Origin of the sequence: Hydrogenovibrio marinus, from assembly GCF_013340845.1 — a bacterium.
In the GTDB taxonomy this organism is placed as follows: domain Bacteria; phylum Pseudomonadota; class Gammaproteobacteria; order Thiomicrospirales; family Thiomicrospiraceae; genus Hydrogenovibrio; species Hydrogenovibrio marinus.
In genome coordinates, this window is sequence record NZ_AP020335.1 from 2,321,344 (window position 1) to 2,340,818 (window position 19,475).

The 19,475-nt window shown below is 46.0% G+C and carries 15 protein-coding genes; 10 read left to right on the plus strand and 5 right to left on the minus strand.

The genetic code is table 11. The features are described 5' to 3' along the window. Window positions 1–87: 87 nt before the first annotated feature. The 3 genes from HVMH_RS11000 to HVMH_RS11010 form a co-directional block, all read right to left on the minus strand. Entirely contained in the window at window positions 88–1,053 is a 966-nt protein-coding gene (locus tag HVMH_RS11000) for a Dyp-type peroxidase (protein WP_051623092.1), read from the minus strand. A 178-nt stretch (window positions 1,054–1,231) separates the two neighbouring features. Beyond that, window positions 1,232–2,434 (minus strand): methyl-accepting chemotaxis protein, encoded by a 1,203-nt coding sequence (locus HVMH_RS11005; protein WP_029912019.1) that lies wholly within the window; start codon window positions 2,432–2,434, stop codon window positions 1,232–1,234. An 88-nt stretch (window positions 2,435–2,522) separates the two neighbouring features. Next, a complete protein-coding gene (locus HVMH_RS11010; RefSeq protein WP_029912018.1) occupies window positions 2,523–3,428 on the minus strand; it encodes a LysR family transcriptional regulator in 906 nt (301 codons plus the stop codon). A gap of 131 nt (window positions 3,429–3,559) precedes the next feature. Here HVMH_RS11010 and HVMH_RS11015 point away from each other — a divergent pair, with 131 nt between their 5' ends. The 9 genes from HVMH_RS11015 to HVMH_RS11055 all read left to right on the plus strand — a co-directional run bounded on the left by HVMH_RS11015 (window position 3,560) and on the right by HVMH_RS11055 (window position 15,314). Continuing rightward, on the plus strand, window positions 3,560–3,958 hold the full coding sequence (locus tag HVMH_RS11015) for a DoxX family protein (RefSeq protein ID WP_029912017.1): 399 nt from the start codon (window positions 3,560–3,562) through the stop codon (window positions 3,956–3,958). A 46-nt stretch (window positions 3,959–4,004) separates the two neighbouring features. After that, the gene (locus HVMH_RS11020; RefSeq protein WP_029912015.1) at window positions 4,005–4,844 is read left to right on the plus strand and encodes a pirin family protein; all 840 of its coding nucleotides are present in this window, start codon (window positions 4,005–4,007) and stop codon (window positions 4,842–4,844) included. Window positions 4,845–4,988: 144 nt separating this feature from the next. Continuing rightward, window positions 4,989–5,972, plus strand: a complete 984-nt coding sequence (locus HVMH_RS11025) for a glutathione S-transferase family protein (protein ID WP_029912009.1) — start codon at window positions 4,989–4,991, stop codon at window positions 5,970–5,972. A gap of 129 nt (window positions 5,973–6,101) precedes the next feature. Continuing rightward, on the plus strand, window positions 6,102–6,620 hold the full coding sequence (locus HVMH_RS11030) for a DsrE family protein (RefSeq protein WP_232087773.1): 519 nt from the start codon (window positions 6,102–6,104) through the stop codon (window positions 6,618–6,620). A 157-nt stretch (window positions 6,621–6,777) separates the two neighbouring features. Next, a complete protein-coding gene (locus HVMH_RS11035; RefSeq protein WP_051623091.1) occupies window positions 6,778–7,356 on the plus strand; it encodes a TRAP transporter small permease subunit in 579 nt (192 codons plus the stop codon). A gap of 2 nt (window positions 7,357–7,358) precedes the next feature. Then, window positions 7,359–8,732 (plus strand): TRAP transporter large permease, encoded by a 1,374-nt coding sequence (locus tag HVMH_RS11040; protein WP_029911999.1) that lies wholly within the window; start codon window positions 7,359–7,361, stop codon window positions 8,730–8,732. A 48-nt stretch (window positions 8,733–8,780) separates the two neighbouring features. Further along, window positions 8,781–10,913, plus strand: coding sequence for a sensor domain-containing protein (locus tag HVMH_RS11045; RefSeq protein ID WP_029911995.1), 2,133 nt, complete (start codon window positions 8,781–8,783; stop codon window positions 10,911–10,913). 137 nt (window positions 10,914–11,050) lie between these two features. Next, window positions 11,051–13,189: a sensor domain-containing protein gene (locus HVMH_RS11050; RefSeq protein ID WP_155837687.1), complete on the plus strand. Its 2,139-nt coding sequence runs from the start codon at window positions 11,051–11,053 to the stop codon at window positions 13,187–13,189. A 370-nt stretch (window positions 13,190–13,559) separates the two neighbouring features. Then, on the plus strand, window positions 13,560–15,314 hold the full coding sequence (locus HVMH_RS11055) for a DEAD/DEAH box helicase (RefSeq protein WP_029911987.1): 1,755 nt from the start codon (window positions 13,560–13,562) through the stop codon (window positions 15,312–15,314). 74 nt (window positions 15,315–15,388) lie between these two features. Here HVMH_RS11055 and HVMH_RS11060 read toward each other — a convergent pair whose 3' ends face one another. Next, a complete protein-coding gene (locus HVMH_RS11060; protein WP_051623089.1) occupies window positions 15,389–16,561 on the minus strand; it encodes a methyl-accepting chemotaxis protein in 1,173 nt (390 codons plus the stop codon). Between the two features lie 118 nt (window positions 16,562–16,679). Next, complete coding sequence (gene sppA / locus HVMH_RS11065; protein WP_029911980.1) at window positions 16,680–17,660, minus strand: signal peptide peptidase SppA; 981 nt, start codon at window positions 17,658–17,660, stop codon at window positions 16,680–16,682. Between the two features lie 172 nt (window positions 17,661–17,832). Here sppA and HVMH_RS11070 point away from each other — a divergent pair, with 172 nt between their 5' ends. Next, entirely contained in the window at window positions 17,833–19,254 is a 1,422-nt protein-coding gene (locus HVMH_RS11070; protein ID WP_029911978.1) for a TlpA disulfide reductase family protein, read from the plus strand. The last annotated feature ends 221 nt before the right edge of the window (window positions 19,255–19,475 follow it).

Here is a 19,475-nt window from a genome sequence, read left to right on the forward strand (position 1 = left end):
CCTCCTAGCAGCATCTTTCGTGATAATGTGAAAGGTACTTAAAAGTACAGAATATTTTAATTACCCGCAGAGTGCAAAACCAGAATGTTAAAACGTTTCTGTTTCAAATACTTCTGCTAAATCCTCTTTCGATGGTGCAAACCAATAACTTCCGGTTACTGCTTTGGAATAACGGATAATTTGGTCGATTTTTCCGTCTTCCGTCAAACCGAACATACTGTCCAGCTGCGTCGAGAATCGTCGTAATTCGCAACCAAAAGCCAGAAACATCAGTCCTTTCTCACTGAGATTTCCAAATGCGCTTGAACGACGAAAAATCTTCATTGCCACGCCATCTACCTTCAAATCAGTACGACTAACATGCGAGTCATCGGGCATCATCTCGCCTTCCAGTTCTTCATTTGCCCGTTTGGTTCTACCGACAATCGCTTCCTGACAGTGCAAAGGCACTTGAGACCAGGTATCCATATCATGTACCCATTTCTGACTCAGCACCAAACTACCGCCTGCACCTGGCTGACCTTCAGGAATAACCGCTGCCGACACTCTCAACTCATCGGTTTTAGGGTTAGCAGTGCCATCTTCAAAGCCAATCAAGTCGAGGCTGTGATAATAATTAAAACCCACTTGTTCAAATGCCAATTCCGCCACCGATTTCATTTGCTTTTGTATCCAAGTCGCTTGATCGTACAGCACCGAGAAGTCATCCGCTTGAAGCCATAAAAAAACATCTCGTTGTGTCGATGGGGAAGTGTGCCCTTGTTGCCCGCTAAGCGTTTCAAAATCTTTCAAATCCTTGGGCATCTTGCTGTCTGAAGCCAAGGCTTTCCACGCACGTTTACCAAAGCTCACCACGGTTCGGACTTTCAGTGCTTCCTTGGGATAACGCGCTATCACCACCTCATCTATTGGATGGGATTGTAAACACTTGGCAATGGCTTGGCGCACCGCATCAATTTTGGAGAAATCGAGTTTATATTCGAGAAAATAGGTATGTCGTGCACCTTCCTGAAAGATGCCTTCTTGATAAGGTTGAAAGATTTCGGCAGTCATGTCACCAGGTTACTCCTCATTGCTTCAACTCACGGACGAATTATGAAAATAGATTAACACAATCTTATTAACCACCGTGGGCTTTTACCCAGAGGGGTTGAACGCGTTTTCAGCGAGGTTTTTGAGGAAATGTGACAGGAACATCTCCCGCAAATGCAGGAGATGAAATATTGATAGATTATTTGTCTGTCTTGAATTGGCCGATCAGGCTACTCAACTGGGTCGCATAATTGCCAACCAAAGTACTGGACTCAGAAGTTTTTGCCGCACCATCCGCAACGGTTTGGGCAATATCATTAATTTGATGAACGTTGTCGCTGACCACATCGGATTGAGTACGTTGGTTTGCAGCGAAAATCGCAATTTGGCTGTTCATTTGATTGATGGTTTTAACCGCCTCAGCGATAGATTGCAGCGCTTCACCCGCTTCGTTAGCTTGCAACACACTGTTGTGCGCTTGCTCACGCCCCTGATTCATGACGCCTACCGCTTCCAAAGCAACATATTGCAGCTTCTCGATCATTCCTTCGATTTGCTTAGTTGATTCCTGCGTTTTACTTGCTAAGACACGAACTTCATCCGCCACCACAGCAAACCCACGACCGTGCTCACCAGCCCTTGCGGCTTCGATTGCAGCGTTCAATGCCAACAGATTGGTTTGCTCGGCAATGTCTTTGATAACGTCCAGCACTGAACCGATGTTTTCGCTGTCTTCTTTCAAACGTTGGATAACCGTTGCGGTTTCTTCAACCTCATCTGCAAGCTTCTTGATGGACAAAACGGTACTGTTTACGACACTTGACCCTTTTTCGGTGGCAATATTCGCCTCATTTGCCGCCTCGGATGCCGCTTGAGTATTATTTGACATCTCGACCACTGTAGCAGACATCTTAGCGATGACTTGCGCCGCCTGCTGAGTACCTTCCTGCTGACGGACAACGCCTGATTGGGTTTCTCTGGTGACAGCCGCCATTTCGTCCGATGCACGATTCAACTCACCAGACACTTGAGCGATACGCTTCACCATATCACGCAGGTTGCTGGACATACCATTGAAGCTTTGAGCCATATCACCGATGAAGTCGTTACTGATGAGACTGCACTTGTGGGTGATGTCGTTATTGCTGATGGCGTTTGCCACTTCCCCAATACGTTTCAAGCGATTCAACAACATGACGTTAAGCAGCCAGTAGTTGAAAATACCAATGCTCACGCCGGCGGCAATACATGCCACCACGAACCACCACAACATCCCTGGCTTCCAGATGACGAAGAGATGCGCAAATATCGGAAATATGACGCCCATCCCGAGGCCGAATCCGAGAAATACCAAGAACATTCTGCGAAGAATACTAGGTTGTTTAAAGTCGAAGGATACCATCTATTTCTTCCTTATAGATTTCTTGCCTTACCAGCCAAGCAGCAAGTAGCTTGCCAACTCCTCGTCTGCAATGTGCATTTTATAGTAACTATTGCGCATCCCAATAGGCTTCTTGCTTAAAATAATCCAAAAGGAAGTCAATCATCATCCGTGTTTTTTTCGACACGAATCGGTTACGAGGGTAAACCGCGTAAACATAGATTTCTGGGCGATAGTAGTTTTCCAGCACGGGCACTAGCGACCCGGACTGCAAATCCTTCCAGATAATAAAAGTTGGCTCCATCACAATGCCATGACCGGCTTTCGCCATCTCTTTTAGGAACTCGCCATTGTTGGCCTGCAAGCGAGTGGAAAAGCTGATGTCATGCTTTTCGCCATTGATATCCGTCAGACGCCATGAGTTCATACCATCATTTCCATACTTTAATAATTGATGGTTTTTGAGATCTTGTAAGCTTTGAGGCGCGCCATGCTGTTCAAGGTACTCAGGGCTGGCGACCAACCCAAAACGAATCGGCGCAATCTTTCTTGCCTGCATACTGGAATCCTTCAAATCCGATATGCGAATCGCCATATCGAATCCCGAACTAATCAAGTCGACTTCACCATCGGAAAAATCAATGTCCAAATGAATCCCAGGATAGGCACGCATAAACTGATCAAAAACCCTCGTCAAATGCAACATACCAAAAGATAGCGGCACCGCTATTCTTAAAGAACCTGACAAAGACTGATCATCCACATTGACACTCTGGGTCAACTCAGAGAATGCCGACACCACGCCTAACGCCTTTTCATAAAAACGCAAGCCCGCCTCGGTTAAATTAGATGATCGGGTCGTTCTATGAATTAACTTTGCACCCAATTCATCTTCCAACTCACTGAGTCGACGGCTGACGGCTGACTTCGCCATATTTAATTGCTCCGCCGCTTTACCGATGCCGCCTGCTTCAACGACTCGAATGAATATCTCTATTTTTTCTAGCTGCCCCATATCATCCAATCGCCTCTCATTGTTCTTAAAATAGCAACAGTAAGTTGTAATTTTGCTTGTTTTTTTTATGGATAACAAGCTCTATCATAGACTCAACGCAAAACTTAACTCACTGATCTAAGGAGAAAATCATGGATTCACTTATTAAACTTTCTGCGCCATTAGGGCGTGTTATGCTCGCCGCCATTTTTATCATCGCAGGACTTGGCAAAATTGCCAACTACACCGGCACGCAAGGTTACATGGAAGCCATGGGCGTTCCCGGCGCCTTATTGCCATTAGTGATCCTGACTGAGGTTTTGGGTGGCTTAGCCATTGCATTCGGTTGGCATACGCGTATTGCCGCTTTTTTATTGGCTGGCTTTACTTTGTTGGCGGCATTGATTTTCCACAACAACTTTGCCGACCAAATCCAACAAATCATGTTCTTGAAAAATATGGCGATCATCGGTGGTTTCTTAACCTTGATTCACCATGGCGCAGGACCATGTTCTTTGGACAATAGAAAACAGGCAAAAGACACGCTTTAAAACATAACGTGGTGAACCCTCACCACTGAAAGCAGGAAAATTTGTTATGACAACTAAAGAAATCCGTATGCTGAGCCTCGGCATGCCGACATCGGATGGTGCGGGTGTGAAGTTGACGCGAGTCATCGGCAGCCCGGAGCTCAGTATGCTCGATCCATTTCTGATGCTTGACCGCTTTGAAACGGAAAACCCGGAGGATTACATCGCTGGCTTTCCGCCACACCCACATCGTGGGTTTGAAACCGTGACCTATATGTTGGAAGGCACCATGCGCCATGAAGACAACCTAGGCAATAACGGATTGCTCAAACCCGGCGGCATCCAGTGGATGACGGCAGGTCGCGGCATTGTTCACTCTGAAATGCCCGAACAGGTCGATGGTGCGATGCGCGGCTTTCAGCTTTGGATCAATCTGCCGAGCCATGCAAAAATGCAGGATCCGCATTATCAGGATTACGATCCAGAACAACTGCCGGTAGAAATTCGCGACAATGGCACGGAAGTTCGTGTTATCAGTGGACAAACTGATGAAGGAACGCAAGGCCCAATCGTCAATGACTGGGTTAAGCCAACCTACTTCGATATTTCTTTACCGGCCGATACCGACTTTACCCAAACGCTGTCAGCAAACGACAATAGTCTGCTGTTTGTAATTACTGGACAAATTGCCGTTGGTGAGCAACAGCGTATTGCCAAGGCAAATAGTTTGGCGGTACTGTCACAAGGTGATACCCTAAAGGTCATGGCACAAGGCGAAGGCGCTCGTTTCTTACTGATTTCGGGACAACCTTTGAACGAACCCATCGCTCGCGGTGGTCCTTTTGTCATGAACACTCAGGAAGAAATTCGTCAGGCGTTTGATGACTATCGAAGTGGTCGTTTCTGATTCAAGTTATAGACGACCACGTTGAGGAGGTTGTGAAAGCAACCTGCCTCTCAAAATCTGCCAGGTTGGGTCGCCAGATGGCTTCTGCCAATCATGACTTCAAGCACTATAAACACTTAATAGAATAGCAACAGGGATAGCAAGATGGGCTTTTTAATCAACGGGAAATGGTCTCCGACTTGGTACGATACCGAAACCACCAAAGGCGAATTCAAGCGCCTGGAATCCGTTTTTCGCCACTGGATCACCCCCGATGGTTCTCCCGGTATTTCTGGTGAAGGCGGCTTTGAAGCCGAACCTGGACGCTATCATCTCTATGTTTCTCTCGCCTGTCCTTGGGCGCATCGCGCTTTGATTTTCCGTAAACTCAAAGGGTTGGAAGATATGATTTCCGTCTCTGTCGTTAACTCATTCATGAACGATGAAGACGGTTGGACATTCGACGATGGCTCTGACGTGGTTCCTGACACCGTCAACCACAAACGCCTATTGCATGAGCTTTACACCATAGCGAAACCGGATTTCACCGGCGTTGCCAGCGTGCCTTTGCTTTGGGACAAAAAGCGCAACACTGCCGTCAACAACGAGTCTTCAGAAATCATCCGCATGTTCAACTCCGCTTTCGATGGCGTTGGCGCACGTGCTGGAGATTACTACCCGGAGATTTTGCGCGATGAAATCGACGCGGTGAATCAACGTGTTTATGACACTCTCAATAACGGCGTTTACCGTGCTGGGTTTGCAACCAGTCAAAAGGCCTATGAGCGTGCCGTGACAGAGGTTTTTAAAACACTGGATTGGCTGGAAGAAAACTTGACCATGCAACGCTACCTGGTCGGCGAACAATTGACCGAGGCGGACATTCGTCTCTTCACCACTTTGATTCGATTTGACGCCGTTTACTTCGGGCACTTCAAATGCAACTTGAAACGCATTGTCGACTACCCGAATCTGTTCGAATACCTGCTCGATATCTATCAACATAAAGGCATTGCCGAGACGGTGAATATTGAACATACCAAACACCACTACTATGGCAGTCACGACAAGCTGAATCCGACATTGATTGTGCCAAAAGGCCCTGTACAAAACTTCAACCAACCACATGGACGCGCGAATTTACGCTAAATCCCATCCTAAACCTCGGGTTGATTTTTAATGGCATCTGGCATTCAATAGCAGAGAAGAGACCTAAAAATAAAACAAACACTCAAAACAAACCCATAACGGACAACTTACTACTTCTAGGAGAACTTAATGAGAGTTCTAAGCGCATCTAACTTGATTCGATCGACCCGTTTTTCCATTTTCGCCGCACTATTTGCCATGCTGACGCTAGGCTTTTCATCTTTGGCACAAGCCGCCGATGATGCTGCAAAAGTGGTCTATCATGTCGACTTCAAAAACCCGACCCGCTATTCTGCAACGCTGACTTCCATCAACAACATCCTGAACTACTATGACAGCCAATTGATGGATGCCGATGTGCAATTGGTGTTTGTCGGTTATGGTCTGCGTTTTGTCACCGATGATGATTTGAAAGGCACGCCTTATGTTGCCGACAAAGCATTGAATGCTCGCCGTGCTGAATTGAAAGGCCGCTTGATGACGCTGATAAAAGTGCGTGACGTCAAAGTCTGGCTATGTGACAAAACCCGTAGCGATGTAGACTTGCCAAAAAGCAAAGTCTATCCTGGTATCCAGATGACACCATCCGGCGTTGCTAAAATCGCCATTTTGGAATCTGAAGGCTATTCCTATTTGAAAATCCAATAGCGCGCTTGCTTGCCAGGTTGGCATCCTCCCAACCTGGCAGATTTTCATCACTTTCTCGAAAAACCCTTTCTTGCCAATAGCTTGCAAAATCGTTTAATCAATTCAAATTAAAAAATCGCTAATGCAAACGCGCGCGCAACCAAGTAAAATATGCGCCATGAATGCATCCTCCTCATCTTTTAACCAATCGCTTTCCCGACTCGTTCACTATCAGGACAAAGCACAACAGTCTTTTGGGCACTTTATTGCCTGGGGATTACTGTCTTTAGTGGTGATTGCCGCTTCGGTGGTGATTTTACGTTATGGCTTTGACAGTGGCTCGATTGCGCTACAAGAAGTCGTGCTCTATAACCATGCTATCGTTTTCATGCTCGGGATGGCTTACACCCTACAGCAAGACAAGCATGTGCGTGTCGATGTGTTTTACAACAACTTCTCACCTCGCCGCAAAGCCTGGGTTGATCTGCTGGGCGGGCTGCTGTTCGCATTACCGACATTGACTTTCATCCTTTGGTCTAGCGCGCACTATATTCTGGTGAGCTGGCGAATCAAAGAAGCCTCGGCAGAAGCTGGTGGACTACCTTATGTTTACCTACTGAAAACCGTTATCTGGATCATGGCAATTCTGCTGATATTCCAAGTGTTGTCGATGATTGCAAAAGCCTACCTAACCTTGGTACAAGGCGAGCCTGCTGAAGATGACAGTACGCAAGACCATATTGAGGGTAAAGTCTGACGATGGAATACTTGTCTTTACTCTTATTTGTACTGGTTTTCGCTTTTCTGTTGATCGGTTTTCCAGTGGCTTTGACGCTTGCCGGCGTCTCATTACTGTTCGCATTGGCGGCCACCGCATTCGGCGCATTTGACGCTGCTTTCCTGGAAAGCATTCCCAACCGCATCTACAGCATCATGAACAACCAGACACTGCTCGCCGTACCCTTATTCGTATTCATGGGTATCATGCTGGAGCAATCGAAAATCGCTGAACAACTACTGCAAACCATGGACGAAGTCATGCGTGGCTTTAAAGGAGGTTTGGGTATTTCCGTCATTCTGGTGGGGGCGCTACTGGCGGCTAGCACCGGGATTGTCGGTGCAACCGTAGTTACCATGGGGTTACTGGCACTGCCAACCATGATCAAGCAAGGCTACTGCCCTAAGCTGGCAACCGGGACAATTTGTGCCTCAGGAACACTTGGACAGATTATCCCACCGTCCATTATTCTGATTCTATTGGGTGATGTGCTGTCTTCGGCATATCAACAAGCACAGTTGAATCAAGGTATTTTCTCGCCAGAACCACTGTCAGTGGGTGACCTGTTTGTCGGTGCGCTTTTCCCTGGCATGCTATTGGTTGTGCTTTACATGGTGTATGTTTTCGTCACCGCCATCATCAAACCCGAAAAAGTACCTGCCTTGGCACAAAACGCACGGGAACCCGGCTTTGGAAAACGAGTGCTTTACAGCTTACTACCGCCTTTGGCGTTGATCATTTTAGTACTCGGTTCAATCCTGGGAGGTTTCGCCACCCCAACTGAAGCAGCGTCATTGGGTGCGTTGGGTGCAATATTATTATCGGCAATGAAAAGACGTTTGTCCGTCGGCATTCTGCAAGAAGTCATGCGTGGTAGCCTGCAAGTCACCAGCATGATCTTCCTGATTTTTATCGGAGCCGCATTCTTCTCACTGACCTTTAGAGGTTTAGGTGGCGATGACCTGATTGCCGGCTTCCTAAATGACCTGCCGGGCGGTAAGTTCACTGCGATTCTGATTGTGATGTTGTTGATGTTCGTACTTGGGTTCTTCTTGGACTTCATCGAAATCACGTACGTCATCGTGCCGGTGGTAGCCCCTGTTCTATTTATGATGGGCGTTGACCCAATTTGGTTAGGCATCATGATCGCCATTAACCTGCAAACTGCCTTTCTAACCCCACCTTTTGGCTTTGCACTTTTTTATTTAAAAGGCGTTGCACCCGCTTCAGTCAAGACTTTGGACATTTACAAAGGGGTAATTCCATTCATCTTGATTCAGCTTTCGGTACTCATTTTGCTTGCACTATGGCCTGAGTTGGCAACTTGGCTGCCATCGGTTATTTATGGTAAATAACAAGCCGAAAAGATAAGGATGCGTTAACCGCCATTAAAAAGACATTACATGCAAGACTCCGAACAGAACATTTCCAATAGCGACAATAACTTGTCGTATTTGATGCAAGAGCGCCATCTAAAAGATGATATCATTGAATCGATACATGACGGCGTGATTGTTTTCAATCCGGATTTCTCTGTTCAAGTCATTAACCAACAAGCACGTTCTCTTCTCGATTTCTTCAACGATCCAGACCATTTTTTCGACGACCTGACACTGTTCAAAAACAAAAAAGCTACCCTGACCTTCAAACTGAAAGATTGGTTGCAGCAAATCTGCCGTCGTGTTGCGAAGCACCCAAAAGAATTCTTCGTCTGGCAACGTGTCGATTTCAACCACCCTTTGAAACCTCTGCTACTGTCGGCAAAACCGATTGTTGATGAAAACAACCAAATCACATCCATTCTGTTGATGATTTATGATCGTCGCTTGCAAGCAGATTCCGACGAGAAAAACCGTATTCTAAACGCCGCACTAAACAGTTTTGATGGACAGTTCATCACGAATGACAAGGGCTACATAACAAGACCCAACATGGCATTTTCCGCTTACACCGGATTAATGCGTGAAGAACTGTCCTCCATGAGTATTCTGGCGTGGATGCAAAAGCAGCTCACACTGAAAACCTCCGAGGAACAAGTTCTCCGTGCGTTGTTGGAAGATGGTCGTTGGAGCGGCGAGGTGGAAGTTCACCCTAACGCCGACACGACTTTCTATGCCGTGCTGAGCCTGTCAATGATCACCGACAACCACCGCAACATCGAGTGCTATGTTGGTACCTTGCAGGACATCACCGATATTAAGCAGGCACAAGCAGAAGTCGAGTATCTAGCTTTTTATGATGAATTGACCGGACTTGCAAATCGCCGCCTGCTGCTTGAACACCTTGAGCACACTCTGTTGCATCACATGCGTCACCGTACTTACAGTGCCCTGATGTTCTTGGATTTGGATCGTTTCAAAAACACCAATGACACCTTTGGGCATACCGCAGGTGATGAACTATTGAAAACCACTGCCTACCGTTTGAAAGAGCACCTGCGTGCCGAAGACACCATCGCCCGTCTAGGAGGTGACGAGTTCGTTATCCTGACACATATGGATGCTCCCAGCCTGGAGTTAGCAACGCAACATGCGCTCACCTTGAGCAACAAGGTCATGGATGCGCTGTGTGAAGACTATTTCATCATGGACCAAACCTTGAAAAACTCAGTCAGTATCGGTGTTTGTTGTTTCCCACTCCACCAACATGAAACGCCGGAAGAACTCATTGGGTTTGCCGATATGGCAATGTACGAATCGAAGAAGCTCGGACGCAATCGTGTACACTTTTACGACCAAACCTTGTCGGAAAGCATCCAAAACCGTCATGCCCTTGAACGCTCATTGAATAACGCGGTCGTTGAAGAGGAATTTGAACTTTTCTTCCAACCACAATTCAACCTGAATGAGGAGCTGGTGTCTGCCGAAGCCTTAGTGCGATGGAAGCACCCGACTCTCGGATTAATATCCCCATCGGAATTCATTCCCATTGCAGAAGACGGTCGTCAGATTCTCAAAATCGGTCAGTATGTGATTCGCCAATCTTTCTTAAAAGCCAAAGAATGGCATGAGAAATATGGCTTGAAAAATCTGTCCATCAACATCAGTCCTATTCAGTTCCATGAGACGAGCTTTGTCGCCAGTTTGAGAAATCTACAGGAAGAAACCGGTGTTTCGCCTGAACTCATCACTCTTGAAGTCACCGAGGGCATCCTGATTTCAGAAATGGAATTGGCGCTACGCAAAATGGCTGCACTCGAGGAAATGGGCTATAAGTTCTCAATTGATGATTTCGGAACAGGTTACTCCTCTCTGAGCTATTTCCAAAAACTCCCTATTCGAGAGCTGAAAATCGATAAGAGCTTTGTTTTCCGTATTCCGGCCAGTCAGGAAGATATCGCCATCATTGATACCATTCTTAACCTTGCGAAAAGTAAACAACTGCAAATTGTCGCCGAAGGGGTCGAAACGCGAGAGCAAGTTGAGTTCTTCAAAAACATTCAGGAATCACTGCGCGGCATGCTACTGATCCAAGGGTTCCACTTCAGCAAACCACTTGAAGCAACCGCCTTTGAAGAGCGTTTTTTTCACACTTAACGATCTTTTCTTTCGGGTAGTTTATTGGATCTTTCCATAACAAAACAAAATATTCATTCCATTATTCCCCCTAAATCGGCTAATATTACTGGTATTAATCGGTGCATACCATGCAAACTGAATGACGCAAAACTTGAATGACAATCCATAGCCAATCGATTGAAAACCGCTTACAACAGACCCTTTCTTTTGAGGACGCTTTAAAAATCCTCAATCACTCGGAAAAGGGTGTGGTACTGCTTTCCGAAAAATTCGAGGTGGTCATGGTCAATCAGACTTTGGAGCGCTACGGTTGCTTTCATCGCGAAGCCGATACCAATACTTTGACATCGGACATGTTCCGCCTTTATGAAGAAAAACGCAAAGGGCTTCGATTCCCGCTACTGGAGTGGTTAACATCCTGCGCGAATGCCGATGGCGACAACCATGTCTCGCCTCAACTCTGGCTAAAATCCCCTTCCAACAATTCTCTACCAGTCACCCTACACCTGGGTCGCATCGACTTCAATAATCGACTTTATTGGCTATTGAGCTTGTCGGACAAATCCTGGGAGCGCCGAGCCGATGCACAACAAAAACTGATGAATGCCAACCATACCGGGCAATTCATCACCAGCAGTAGCGGATTCATCACTCATCCAAATGATGCCTTTCTGAACCTGACCGGACTGGATGCGAGTACGTTATCTTCTTTGACCTATATTGACTGGTTGAAAAAACAGGTTTCATTACAAATGCCGTTCGACAAGGTGATGTCGACACTGCTCAGCCAGCACCACTGGGCGGGAGAGGTGGAAATCTTCACGGAAACGGACGAACAGTTTAAAGCGCAACTGAGCATTTCCATGCTGGTCGATCCTAAAAACAATATCGAGCATTTTATTGGGTTGCTACAGGACCTCACCGAACAGGAAGAGGCGCAAGCGACCATCGAGAAACTCTCGTATTACGACCGCCTGACCGGACTTGCCAACAAGTCTTTATTGCATGACTTAATTGAATCTGCCATTACGCAAGCTGAGGTCAACCAAAGCCAGCATGCATTGCTCTATATCGGTTTGGATGGCGTTAAGATCATTAACGATACTTTCGGACACCGTGCCGGTGATGACCTGCTGATACAGGTTGCGGAAAAAGTCAGCCAGAAACTATCCCAGTTACCCCATGACACAACTCTAGCTCGACTGGATGGAAGCAACTTCGCCATTCTTTATCATTCGAACAACCAAGACAGACAAACCGTCAAGGAAGAAGTCGAAAGGTTTTCGGAAGAAATGATTGATGCCATTCATGGACGCTACCAACTGCCGCAAGGCTCGGTCCACACCTCCGCCAGTATCGGAAGCTGCATTTTCCCAATCAGCGAAGAGCTGGATTATGCCGCCGACCAAATCTTGAGCTTTGCGGATATGGCGATGTTTGAAGCGAAAAAACAAGGTGGAAATCAAGCATTTTTGTTTGATACCTCTCTGATTGAAAAAGCGCAAAAACGTCTCGAACTGATCGAAGCCTTAAACCACTCAGAAATGGATGAAGAGTTCCAGATATTCTTCCAACCTCAAGTGGACGGAAACGGTAATGCCGTGTCAGCCGAAACCCTTATCCGTTGGTTCCATCCGGTATTGGGGGCAGTATCACCATCCAAGTTCATCCCAGTTGCGGAAGAGGGACGACAAATCATCAAAATCGGTCTTTGGGTATTGCATAAAGCATTCTTACAAATCAAAGCCTGGAACAAAAACCGTCCCGATTTCCGCATTGCCGTCAACATCAGTCCAGTACAGTTCCACGAGCAGAGCTTTATTGAAATCATTATCGGGCTGGTGAAATTCACTCAGGTGAACCCAAGAAATGTCACTTTGGAATTGACCGAAGGCGTACTTATCAAAAACGCCAAGCTAGCGATGCAGAAAATACAACATTTGGTTTCCCTAGGCTTTGAGATCTCAATTGATGACTTCGGTACCGGTTACTCTTCGCTCAGTTATTTGCAGAAATTACCGATTCATGAGTTGAAAATCGACCAGTCGTTTATTCATCACTTACGGGAAAACCCGGATGATGAAGCTATCGTCAACTCCATCATCCAACTGGCGCAAAGTAAAAACCTTAAATTGGTTGCCGAAGGCATCGAAACACAACAGCAGGTCGACAGCCTCATCAGCAAAAAAGAGGACATCATGCTGCAAGGCTATTTCTTCAGTCAGCCGATTCCAGCCTCAGACTTTGAAGGCCGCTATGTCATGCCATCCAACTCTCGAGCGCACTCCGCATAAAATCTGCCAGGTTGAGGTAACCGCTATTTCCACAATTTTGCCAAATTTCCAATAAATTTGAATACCTTAGCGAAATTTCGAGTACAATACCGCGTGGTTGCTCATTTGGGATTAAAAACCGATTGAACCGGCAAGATAATTGCCAAAAAAATGACCAACCCCATGTCCAGAATATAATTGGTGACCTAGTAATGTGGGCGGCCACCGTCAAGACTAACTTGCTCTGACAGAACTTTCCTGTCCTCTGTACGTAATAATCACAAACAGAATTAGCCTAGTACCTTATGGAATGTATATTCAGGACATCTCGCAAGCAGCGCATGACAAATGAAACGCTGCCGATATCCAAAACATCCATTTAGGGAAAATCATGAATACAGACATTAAGTTTGAAGACCTAGGTCTTGCCACACCCATTTTAAAAACACTGAGCGAAATCGGCTACGAAACACCATCACCGATTCAAGCACAAGCCATTCCTGCCATTTTGAAAGGCGGCGACATTCTTGGTATGGCACAAACTGGTACGGGTAAAACCGCTGCCTTTGCATTACCGATCCTGTCGAAAATCAATTTGAAACAAAAAGACCCTCAAGTGTTGGTGCTCGCACCGACTCGTGAGTTGGCAATCCAAGTAGCGGAAGCCTTCCAAACCTTTTCACGCAATATCAAAGACCTGCATGTTCTACCGATTTACGGTGGCTCGGAATATTCCGGTCAGATTCGCGCACTAAAACGCGGTGTGCATGTTGTGGTTGGTACTCCTGGCCGTGTGATGGATCACATCAAAAAAGGCACATTGAAACTTGACGGTATCACCAATATGGTTCTGGATGAAGCAGATGAAATGCTTCGCATGGGCTTTATCGACGATGTCGAGTGGATCTTGAAGCACACACCTGCTTCTCGCCAAATCGCGCTATTTTCTGCAACTATGCCGAAAGAAATTCACCGTATTGCCAATACTTACCTTAACAATCCTAGCGAAGTCATCATCAAGCAAAAGACTTCAACAGCTTCAACTATCGACCAAAAATACTGGTTGGTCAGTGGCTTACATAAGCTAGACGCGTTGACGCGTATTTTGGAAGCAGAAGAGTTTGACGGTATTATCATTTTCGTCCGCACCAAAACTGCGACCGTTGAACTGGCTGAAAAGCTTGAAGCTCGTGGTTATGCTGCCGCTGCCTTGAATGGTGACATTGCGCAAAACCAGCGCGAGCGTATTGTTGACCAACTAAAAGCCGGTAAGCTAGATATTCTGATCGCTACTGACGTTGTTGCTCGTGGACTGGACGTAGAGCGTATCAGCCATGTTATCAACTACGATATTCCTTACGATAACGAATCTTATGTTCACCGTATCGGTCGTACTGGTCGTGCAGGTCGTAGCGGAACGGCAATTCTATTTGTTGCGCCACGTGAAAGACGTTTGTTGCGTTCTATTGAACAAACCACCAACAAAAAAATCACACCGATGGAGTTGCCGTCAACCAAAGACATCAACCAAAACCGTATCCTTCGCTTTAAAGATAAAGTCGTCAATGCAGTGCAAGAAGGTGATTTGAAGCTTTATCAGGAAATGATCGAAAGCATAGAATCGGAACACAACATTCCTGCAGTCGAGATTGCCGCTGGTTTGGCAAAAATTCTTCAAGGAGATGTTCCATTCTTCCTAGACGACAAGCCAATCAAACAAGCGCAGTTCGATGACCGTCCGGAACGTGGTGGTCGTGATTCCCGTAATGACCGTGGTGGTCGTGATTCTCGTAATGATCGTGGCGCCAACAAAGGTCGTAACCGTCAAGCCGAGCCAAATGAAGGTATGGAGCGCTTCCGTATTGAAGTTGGCCGTAATCACGGCGTGAAGCCAGGTAACATTATCGGCTGTATCGCTAACGAAGCTGGCTTGGATGGTGAATATATCCAGAAATTGGTAATTGAAGACAACTACAGTCTTGTCGATCTGCCAGACCAAATGCCAAAAGACGTTTTCAATGATTTGAAAAACGCATGGGTATGTGGCCGACAATTGAGCATTGCCAAAGTTAAAGATGCTGGCGCTCCGAAACGACGTTTGAAAAACAAAGCCAAACGTCCTAGCGGACCACGCTCTAAAAGCTAAGCATACAAACTGAATGGCCAACAACAGCACGGCCCTGAAAGCAAATTGCTCTCGACCGTGCTATTCAGTGATATTTAAGCGTCGAAAGACGCTTCATTACTTGATAAACACAGTGCGCTACTGTCGGCTTCTGCTGAAATCGCAATCTTTTCCAACGCTTGCTGAACACGTTCACTGGCATCTTCCATTGCTTTCAATAACTGCACACCCTGTGCATAATCCCCCAGCTCATAAAGCTCCAATGCACGATTTCCTGCTTGGTGAACTTCAATATGCGCTGCTTCCAGTTGTGAATAACCATCCAGCCTAGCGTAGAACTGCACCCCTTCGCCCTCGTAATACCATTTACCCAATCGGCAGGATTTATAATCACTCAAATCTGTACTTTTCAGATTAGAAAGCCCCATGTACACCTTATAGATGTCCATTTTGTAAACCATATGATCAACTTTAGCGGCACTGGTAAAGCTTCGCAATGCGCCTGCGGAAATCACCCCTTCCATATCTTTGTTGGCATTAATGAGCTTGGAAATGCTATCGCCCGCTGCTTCACTCTGATTTTTCAGGTTGGAAGCCTCACTCGATAAACTGATCATCTGACCTTGAGCTCCTTTGACTTCTGACTGGATAACGGACACCAGTTTAGAAATATCCGACGTTGCCTGAGCCGTCTTAGAAGACAAAACACGGACTTCATCTGCCACAACAGCAAAGCCTCGACCAGCATCACCGGCTCTTGCCGCTTCGATTGCCGCATTCAACGCCAATAAATTGGTTTGTTCTGAAATATCCTCAATCAAAGAAACAATACCGCCGATTTCTTCCGCGCGTTGTTCCAATGTCGACACCGAGTCAGACGTTTCAATTGCCGCACGACTTAAAGTACTGACGCCCCCGGTAATTTGCTGAAGTCCTTTTTGCGCCTCCTTAGAAACAGACAGAGAGCTGATAATGTCTTCACGTCCATGAGAGAGGTTAGATCCCAACAGATTCATGCTGGCTTGAAATTTACGCACGCCTTCAGCGTAGAAGTCGATCGATTCAAATAATGATTTTGTTACGTCTTTTGAGTAAACGCCTTCACCGCATGGCTCTGAACTAGATGTGGAAGGGACTTTTGATAATTCCCCTTCAAGAGTGACTATTTTTTCTTCACAAATTGCTTTTTCTGCAACTACGGCTGCCAGCTGTTTTTGCGCTTGAGCCAATTCTTTTTTTAATTTTCCGTTGCCGAATCCTGAAAACATTAAACCCTCACTAAATGTACTATTTTTATTCCGTTAAGCATTAGCACGTACCATACCAAACTTTTGGCCGTTCAAAGCCGAAACGGAAAGAGTGAGGGGTTAAAAGAAGCTTCCTACCTCAAGGCAAGTAAAGATAATAAGAACCAGGCTTCAATGACAGCGCAGAATCCAACAACCCGGTTTTCATCAGATTCATTTCTATCGGCTTGGTTTGCGCCTGCATGGTTGGGCTGTAAGATGTGGCGTTAACATTGGTTTCAAAGCGGTAACTTACCAAATCACAGGTCTTGTCACCACCCAAATTACAAGCCTGATTGACCGCGTCCGACAGGTAACCTAGTGAATCAACCAAACCGGCTTTAAGCGCCTCTTCACCGACATAAACTCTCGCCGTTTCGACCTCTTTCATTGCTTGAGGTGATAGATGGCGAGATGACTGTACAATATGGTAAAAACGCTGTGCCATTTGATCGACCATAGACTGCATTTCAGCATCATCCGCAGGCGTGAATTTTCGGAATGGTGAACCAGTATCTTTCATCGGTCCGGTTTTATAAGTTTTGACTTCAACACCGATTTTTTTCGTTAAATCAACAATCTCAGGAAGGATGGTAATTACCCCTACTGATCCCGTGACCGTTGTCGGATGTGCCTGAATGTGGTCTGCGGCCATGGAGATGTAGTACCCCCCCGAAGCAGTCACATCCATCATCTGAACATAGATTTTCTTGCCTGTACGCTTCTTGAAGGCCATCAACTCATGATAAAGGATGTCACTGGTGGTCACACCACCACCTGGGCTGTTGATTTTAAGCAAAACGGTTTTGATGCTTTTGTTCTTTTCAGCCAACTTCAGTTGCATCATCACTCGGTCTAACAGACTTGGAGAGGCACCAAAAAATCCTTCGTGCTGCTGATCGGAAATCACGCCTTGGATATTGATCAACAAGACCTTACCAGTCGCACCCGGTTTGGATTCGATTACCTGTTGCTTCAAAGGCTCATCATAATTAGGCCCGATCTTGATAGTGGCACAACCCGACAAAACAGTTAACCCAATCATCAATGTCATTGCTTTCAAAACACCTAGATTTCTCATCACCTTTCCCTCTAACTTCTCACTTTTACTTGCTGTTCTCGTTTCTGCCCTTATTGGCAGGATATTTCAATCCTTTGAGATCAAGCTTTTCTCGCAGTAGCCATTTAAAGTCTTATAATAAACGATAATGACCATTACAGTTTACGAACTTGAAAGGTGTTAAGGAACCACTATGGCGTTCAATTCTTTCAAAATCCTTTTGCACAAACATTTGCACTCCCGCCTATTCAATGGGGTAATTTCTCTGCTTTTACTCTCGGCATCCATGGTGACACTTGCACAAACTGAGACGGATAAAAATCTCAAACCTCTGAATCATCATGACTACGCTTTATGGAATAGCTTGCCGACCAAAGACCTAAATCTGCCGAATGGCGATACACTGACCGTCACCAATGTTGAGTCGAAAACGCCTCAGGATGAAAAGCGTGTCTATATCTGGATTGGCAACTCCTATCCACCGAACGACGGCACGGCACTACTCGCTCAACACTTGAGTCAAACGGGAACCGTCTGGTATCTCGACACACCAGATGCCATGTTTATCCCTAGAACCAAAACAGCCTTGCGAAACCTAAAAGGTGGTTTTATGGCAGCCATGCTGGATTTTGCGACTCAACACTACAAACAAGTGGTCGTCATCTCGCTTGAATCTGCATCAGTTCCGACACTGCGCGGCATTCGGGAATGGCAAGTCGACACTGACGACAAAGCAAAAAGAAATCGTTTGAAAAGTGTGGTATTGATGTTCCCGAACCTGTATGTTGGGGTTCCGGTTGCCGGTACTGAGCGCCAACTATTTCCTATCGCCAGTGCAACGGCATTACCGATCACCCTGATTCTTGCTGAACGAGGCGCTTTGACAAATGAAGTGCATAAAAGTCTCTTTGCCCTGCGTTCTGGCGGCTGCTTGGTGCATACCGTAATGCTGAAAGGCAGTACGGATGGCGAATTCCATTTCAACAATATGCGCAAAATGGCAAAAGTCACTGCCGATGCGATTATAAAAGGTGTTGCCCAACAACAAAAACAAGCCACTAAAATCGGCTATCACATTGCCAAGCTTGAGGCTTCTGAAGCGTTGAAGAACCCTCCAGTGAGTACCGTTGTCCGTGGAATGAAACGTTTTGATCCCCCCATCCCTATGCCAAGCGATATCGTGTTGCGTGACCTAGATGGCAATAAAATCGATGTGAAAAAAGACTATAAAGGTAAGGCCTTGCTGATTAACTTCTGGGCGACTTGGTGTCCACATTGTGTTGAAGAAATCCCATCGATGAACCGCGCCTTAAGCCAATTGGATGCCAACCATTTCGCAATGGTTTCGGTGTCTTACAGGGAGCCGAAATCTGTCGTCAAACCTTTTACTGAAAAAGTTGCTGTCGATTTTCCAGTACTGCTGGATGAAAAAGGCGAAGTGGCTTCCAAATGGAAAGTATTTGCTTTTCCATCAAGTTTCTTAGTTGATAGAAATGGGATGATTCGCTATAGCATCAACGCTGGCAATATCTGGGACACCGATCAAATGCTAGGCTATTTGAAAGTGATTCAAGGGAAAATTCAAGACACCAAAGTGGTATCAGATAGAAAGTAGAAATTGGAATATAAACAGGTAGGAAAAAAAGTCCTTGCTACCGATCCGCCTAAAACACGCACTAATTTCTAGGTTTCCAATAGCAAGGAGGTCGTAAACTAGAGCACTAACACAAATACTTCCATATACTTGCGTCAGTACTCTAAAGTCAACGGTTATAGATTACAGAAACCAGCAAAGCATGGTAACTACCCAAACGGGTAGTTTTGTACATTTTTTGT